The organism is Neobacillus sp. YIM B06451, from assembly GCF_032667185.1.
Lineage (GTDB): Bacteria > Bacillota > Bacilli > Bacillales > Cytobacillaceae > Bacillus_D.
In genome coordinates this window covers 161,251-167,923 of record NZ_JAVFKJ010000008.1, presented here as the reverse complement: position 1 = coordinate 167,923, position 6,673 = coordinate 161,251, and the positions used below count along the sequence as shown (strand labels likewise).

The window sequence follows — 6,673 nt, the reverse complement described above, 5'->3', positions numbered from 1 at the left end:
CGCCGCCGTACGACAGGTCGCCGCCGTACAACAGGCCGCCGCCGTACGACAGGCCGCCGCCGCACGACAGGCCGCCGCCGTACGACAGGTCGCCGCCGCACGACAGGTCGCCGCCGCACGACAGGCCGCCGCCGCACACATGGAATATGTCGTTCGAAGGCTAAATTTACCCGCGAAGAACGGTTCTGGCATAATGGCAATATGGTAGAGTTACGATTAAAAAAATAGATTTATAGGTATAGATAGAGAATGACCTGAATAAATAACCACTCCCAATCTCCTAAAACATCTGAATCATAGATTTCTCTCTATCCTCAAATGGAAAAAACCTCCTGAAAAGGGAGGTTTTTTGTATCGGCCCATCTTGGTTCTCGTCTATTGATAATTTTAAAGCTCTTCTGTCTTATCTCCGTCCTCACTGAATCTGTCCAGCATCGTAATCGTATCGACAAGATGGTTATTAAAAATTTGACGCGCCACAGCTAGCAATTCAATGATCAGTGGATCCCGTAGCGAATAAATGACACGGTTGCCATCCTTTGTCCCCGTAACAATATTTTTGGTCCTCAAGATCATTAACTGCTGGGAAACAGCAGAGCCTTCGCTTCCCGCCAGGCTTTGTATTTCATTTACACTTTTGTCTCCCTCCCCAAGCAGTTCAAGGATTCTAATCCTTAGGGGATGAGCCAATGCTTTAAAAAAGTCCGCTTTAAATTTCTGCATTTCCAAATCCAATACGTTTCCTCCCTTTTTACCCCCCGCTATTGTATAAGGGCCTTTCTTTGTTCGCCCGCCTTCTGTTTAATGGCTGATAATGTTGCGCATTCCCTGAAAGCGAAATGTTTGCAACCCAGACATTCGCTTTTATTTACATGATTAAGCGCGAAATTAATCGCGTCTCCAGTATGACTGAAAAAGTGCTCTTGGCCAATGAAATCATACAACCCCGTTTTCTTCAGCAGTTCGAGCGGACCTGGTTGAATCCCGGTGATCAAAACCTGCCCGTGGGCACAGAAGTCTTTAACGATGCTAGAAAAATGCGATTCTCCGGTCGTGTCCATAAATGGGACTTTGCCAAGCCTTAAAATAAGTACCTTCGGTTTATAGTTTATTGTATTTAGTATAGTTTGTTCAAATGTTTGCGCCGCCCCGAAGAAAAGAGGGCCTTCAACCGTGTACATGCTGATTTGCGGACAGTCGTGTGATTCTGCCGCGGCCTGCGGAAGCACGGCCCGCAACTTCTGATTGTCATTAGGCAGAACCTTTGCCGTCACAAGGGACTCGCTCATCCGTTTTGTGAAAATAATGACAGCGAGCAGAAGCCCGGCCTGAACAGCTACTGTTAGATTGACAAATACGGTAAGAAGGAACGTGACAACCAGAATCAGGGAATCAAGTGTTTTTGTTTTAAGGACATTGTAAAAAACGGTTTTCTCACTCATGTTCCAGGCGACCACCATCAAAATAGGCGCCATGCTTGCCAATGGTATTTTCGAAGCATGAGGCGCGAACAGGACAAGGATAACGAGGACAACGAAGCCATGGATGATTCCCGACATTGGGGATACCGCTCCATTCTTGATGTTGGTGGCGGTCCTTGCAATCGCTCCCGTCGCGGGAATCCCGCCGAATAATGGTGCGATCATGTTGGCTGCGCCCTGGCCCATCAATTCCCGGTTACTATTATGCCTGCCGCCGCTCATTCCATCCGCCACAACCGCGGATAATAAAGATTCAATCGCGCCAAGGATCGCGATAATGAATGCTGGTTTTATTAGAAGGCGAATTTTTTCCAAAGTGATTTCGGGAAATTGGAAATCCGGCAGCCTAGCAGGTATTTCTCCATAGGTGGAACCGATAGTCGCCACGTGGCCTGGATAAAGATAGGTGGCCACCAGCGTTGAAACGACCAGCCCGATTAGGGGGCCAGGCACCTTTGGAAAAAGTTTAGGAGTGAATAGGACGGTCACAAGGCAAAGCGCCGCGGTAGCGATGCTATACACGTTCAGGGTTTCAATATGGACAATGATTTCTCTACTATTATCGAAAAAATATTCGTGCCGTTCAATTCCCGAAAGCCCGAGGAAATTCGGAATTTGTCCGAAAAAAATAATGACGGCGATTCCAGCAGTGAACCCTATTGTCACGGGACGGGGAATGAATTTTATCAATGCGCCCATACGGAAGACACCCATTAAAAAGAGAATGATTCCAGCAAGAAATCCGGCAATCAGGAGATTTTCGAATCCGTAGGACATGACAATCCCGAAAAGGATTGGGATAAATGCACCGGTAGGGCCGCCAATCTGATACTTTGAGCCGCCCAGCAAAGAAATTAGTATTCCCGCGATGATCGTTGTGTAAATTCCGTATTCAGGCTTCACTCCCGAGGCTATCGCAAACGCCATTCCAAGCGGAATCGCGATAATCCCAACAACAATTCCTGAGATAATGTCTTTTTGCAAGGAGTGAAGGGAGTAATTCTTAAATCTTTCGTCAAATACCAACTTCTGCAGCACACTTACACTTCCTTAATTAATATATTTATATATTTGATTATTTGAATATACAATAAGTAATTTTACGCCATTTAGCAGGCAAGTCAATGGTTTTGTTTATAAAAAATTTATTTTTTTATACTTGAAGTGGTATCCTGCAGCTAGGAGGGATAAATAATGCTGATTGAGTATATTGCGACAACTGTGGATGATGCGATTTTGATCGAGGAGTCCGGGGCCGATAGGATTGAGCTTGTATCTGCCTTGACAGAAGGCGGATTGACGCCAAGCTACGGCCTGATTGAAGCGGTGGCCAGGCGTGTTGGAATACCTGTAAATGTCATGGTCAGGCCGCACAGCCAGTCGTTTGTCTATTCCGGGTATGACCTCGAGATCATGAAAAATGATATTAAAGCCATTAGGTCATTGGGAGCAAATGGTGTAGTACTTGGGGTACTCAACGACCAAAATGAAATCGACACTGCCGCCATGGAAAGTCTTCTTCTGGAATGCACTGGCATGGAGGTAACTTTTCACCGCGCGATTGAAGGAACATCAAACCCCATACAATCAGCCAAAATCCTGTCCGATTACAAGGAAATAACAAGCATTTTAACTTCGGGTGGGACTGGCGATCTTGACAGCCGTTTGGCTACAATGCTCGAAATGAAAGAGGAAGCAGGGCATATTGCCATCTTGGCAGGCGGCGGTCTGACGAAGCAAAATATTAACCATGTCCATTCTAAGGTAAATACAGGCCATTATCATTTCGGGACTGCGATCAGGAAAAACAATAGCCCTGTAGAAGGAATCGACCTAAAAAGAGCAAAAGAAATTGTAAAGCTTTTAAAAGGATGACAATGAAGCCGGGCGAACCGGCTTCTTTTCCTTTCAGAAAAATTATAAAAAGTTTGACAATCAAACGACCGTTTGAATATTATATACTCAAATGATTGTTTGAATGAGGTGGAGAAGTTGTCCAGACACGATATATGTGAAGTGGCTTCTATCAATAAAGAAAAAGTCGAAAAGGTTAAGAAAAAGCTCCAACACCAAAGCGCTGGTGGGGTAGCGAAAATTTTCAAAGCGCTATCCGATGAAACAAGGGTGAAAATCGCTTACGCCCTGGCAATTGAGGAGGAGCTATGCGTATGCGATGTCGCGACTATCGCCGGCTCGTCCGTTGCAACCGCCTCCCACCATTTACGGACCCTTCGGAATCTAGGCATTGCAAAATTCAGGAAGGAAGGCAAGCTTGTCTATTATTCGCTGGATGATGACCATGTGAAGCAGCTCATCGAGATTGCATTTGAACATCATGAGGAGGTGGCGGGACGTGGCCGAGACTAAGCAGATTTTTCGGATCGAGGGGCTTTCCTGAGCAAGCTGCGCGGCGAAGTTCGAAAAGAACGTCAAACACCTGGATGGTGTTTCTCACGCGGCTGTCAATTTTGGCGCTTCAAAAATAACCGTTTACGGGAAGGCCACAATAGAGGAAATTGAAGAAGCAGGCGCATTCGATCGGCTAAAAATTTTACCGGAGAAAGCGGTTGCTTCAGAAATAGCAGAAGAGCCTTTTTTAAAAAAATACGCCAGAGTAATTCTATCACTGGCTTTCGTCCTGATTGGATACGCTTCGCACTGGCTGAACGGGGAGGATGCTACTGCCGCGGCCTTGCCGTTCCTGGCCGCGATTTTGATTGGCGGGTATCCATTATTTAAAACCGGCCTTAAAAATCTGTTCAGGCTTGAATTCGACATGAGGACCCTGATGACAATTGCAATCATTGGAGCGGCGATTATAGGAGAGTGGAGCGAGGGAGCGGTTGTCGTCATCTTATTCGCGATAAGCGAAGAACTCGAGAAATTTTCAATGGATAAAGCGAGGGCCTCCATTCGGTCGCTTATGGATATCGCCCCTAAAGAAGCTATGATCCGCCGGAATGGCGATACAATGGTGATTCCGGCGGATGAGATTGTAATCGGAGACATCATGATTGTGAAGCCAGGACAGAAACTGGCGATGGATGGGATTGTCATGAGAGGGCATTCGACAATTAACCAGGCTGCCATCACCGGTGAATCTGTTCCGGTGGAAAAAAAGGAACACGATGAAGTGTACGCGGGTACTTTAAATGAAGAAGGAATCCTAGAAGTAAGGGTGACGAAGCTTGTTGCTGACACGACAATCGCAAAAATTATCCACCTGGTCGAGGAAGCCCAAGCGGAAAAAGCGCCCGCACAAGCATTCGTTGACCGATTCGCCAAGTATTATACACCGGTGATTATGGCAATCGCAGCGCTTGTCGCGATTGTCCCGCCGCTTCTATTCGGAGCGGGCTGGAATGAATGGATATACCAGGGGCTTTCGGTATTGGTTGTTGGCTGTCCATGTGCATTGGTGATTTCAACCCCGGTTGCCATAGTGACGGCAATTGGAAATGCAGCCCGGAATGGGGTTCTCATTAAAGGCGGCATCCACTTGGAGGAAACAGGAACCCTCAATGCGATTGCCTTTGATAAAACCGGCACGCTGACAAAAGGTGCCCCGGCTGTAACTGACTTCATTGCCTTAAAGGGTAATGATGAAAGGGAGACACTTTCCGTTTTGGCTGCACTGGAATCCGGGTCCCAGCACCCTCTCGGCTCGGCAATTTTAAAAAAGGCTGAAGATCTTTCCGTATCCTTTAAGGATATATTGGTAGAACATGCATCTTCCGTAACAGGTAAGGGGATAAAAGGCAGGATTAACGGAACAGCCTATTTCGCCGGAAGCCCGGCCTTTATGGCGGACATGTGCCGGGAAAAAGCGGATTGCCAGCTTCAGGCACAAATCGAGTTGCTTCAACATGAAGGAAAGACGGTTATGGCCCTTTTTACCGAAAAAGAGATTCTTGCCATTGTTGGCGTTGCGGATGAAGTGCGGGAAAGCAGCCGAGAAGTCATTGACAGGCTTCATGGCATGGGCATTAAAAGAACGGTAATGCTGACTGGGGACAATGCGGGAACGGCACGGGCAATCGGGGTACAAACAGGAGTGAACGATATCCGGCCAGAGCTTCTGCCAGAAGATAAACTGTCAATTATCAAGGAACTTAGGAAGGAGTACGGGAAAGTGGCCATGGTCGGGGATGGAATCAATGATGCCCCGGCACTTGCCGCCGCTACGGTCGGAATCGCGATGGGTGGCGCGGGAACGGATACAGCCCTAGAAACCGCGGATATTGCCCTGATGGGCGACGATCTCAGAAAGCTGCCATTCGCAATAAAGCTGAGCAGGAAAGCACTGGCGATTATTATGCAGAACATCACTTTCTCGCTTGCGCTGAAGCTTGTGGCACTCCTTTTGGTCATCCCTGGGTGGCTGACATTATGGATCGCGATTTTTGCCGATATGGGAGCGACCCTGCTCGTCACGCTCAACGGGCTCAGATTATTAAAGGTAAAGTGAAAAGTGGCGCCACTTTGAGGTTTCTTTTGGGGGGCTTGGGATGAATAGCAGCTGGAACAGATTCATTTATAAACTTTGGTCGCCGGTGTATGATGTGTTTTTTAACAAAGGGCCATTTTTAAAAGCCCGGAAGGAACTATTTTCATCCCTCCCTTTTTCTAAAGGCGACCGGGTCTTATTTGTCGGAGTTGGGACAGGGGCAGACCTTAAGCAGATTTCCCTGTCCGAACTCAACGTAACAGCAATTGATTTTTCAAGAGAAATGCTTGAAAAATCAAAGGAGAAGGCGGACGGGGAAAAGGTAGTGTTTCTCGTTATGGATGCTCAGGAATTGTCTTTTCCGGATGAGTCATTTGATTGGGTCATCGGCAGCCTGATTCTTTCGGTCGTCCCTGACGGGGAAAAGGCGTTTAAAGAGATGGCCAGGGTTGTGGAAAAGGGTGGCGGCATTGTGATATTTGACAAATTCACTCCTTCAGGGAAGGATTTAAGCCTGTTGAAAAAGCTAATCAGGCCGCTCATCCGCCTTCTCGGCACGGATATCGGAATTTCTTTTGAAAAAATCATTAGCAGTTCCGAAAGCAGGGTAAGGATAAAGGAAGACAGGGGTATTCTGTTAAAAGGGATGTACCGGAAGATTGTCCTGGAAAGGGCAGACGGCGGGAAAATATAACTACTTCGGGAACGGCTCAATTTCTGTCCGGTCCGGAAACGTAATTTGGGA

6 protein-coding genes are annotated in these 6,673 nt (G+C 47.1%); 4 read left to right on the top strand and 2 right to left on the bottom strand.

Annotated features, from left to right (window positions below):
* Positions 1 to 387 precede the first annotated feature (387 nt).
* Together RB160_RS15000 and RB160_RS14995 are read right to left on the bottom strand one after the other, a co-directional pair.
* A complete protein-coding gene (locus RB160_RS15000) occupies positions 388 to 735 on the bottom strand; it encodes an ArsR/SmtB family transcription factor (RefSeq protein WP_316571233.1) in 348 nt (115 codons plus the stop codon).
* 26 nt (positions 736 to 761) lie between these two features.
* Positions 762 to 2,519, bottom strand: coding sequence for a SulP family inorganic anion transporter (locus tag RB160_RS14995; protein WP_316571232.1), 1,758 nt, complete (start codon positions 2,517 to 2,519; stop codon positions 762 to 764).
* A 156-nt stretch (positions 2,520 to 2,675) separates the two neighbouring features.
* Between RB160_RS14995 and RB160_RS14990 the strand changes: the two genes are divergently transcribed.
* From RB160_RS14990 to RB160_RS14975, 4 genes are all read left to right on the top strand, one after another.
* Positions 2,676 to 3,356, top strand: coding sequence for a copper homeostasis protein CutC (locus RB160_RS14990; protein ID WP_316571231.1), 681 nt, complete (start codon positions 2,676 to 2,678; stop codon positions 3,354 to 3,356).
* Between the two features lie 117 nt (positions 3,357 to 3,473).
* Positions 3,474 to 3,848 (top strand): ArsR/SmtB family transcription factor, encoded by a 375-nt coding sequence (locus RB160_RS14985; protein WP_316571230.1) that lies wholly within the window; start codon positions 3,474 to 3,476, stop codon positions 3,846 to 3,848.
* Positions 3,817 to 5,949 carry a heavy metal translocating P-type ATPase gene (locus tag RB160_RS14980; protein WP_316571240.1) on the top strand — a complete coding sequence of 711 codons (2,133 nt, stop codon included), beginning with the start codon at positions 3,817 to 3,819 and terminating at the stop codon, positions 5,947 to 5,949. The genes RB160_RS14985 and RB160_RS14980 overlap by 32 nt, the downstream gene beginning before the upstream one ends.
* A gap of 40 nt (positions 5,950 to 5,989) precedes the next feature.
* Positions 5,990 to 6,622, top strand: a complete 633-nt coding sequence (locus RB160_RS14975; protein WP_316571229.1) for a class I SAM-dependent methyltransferase — start codon at positions 5,990 to 5,992, stop codon at positions 6,620 to 6,622.
* The last annotated feature ends 51 nt before the right edge of the window (positions 6,623 to 6,673 follow it).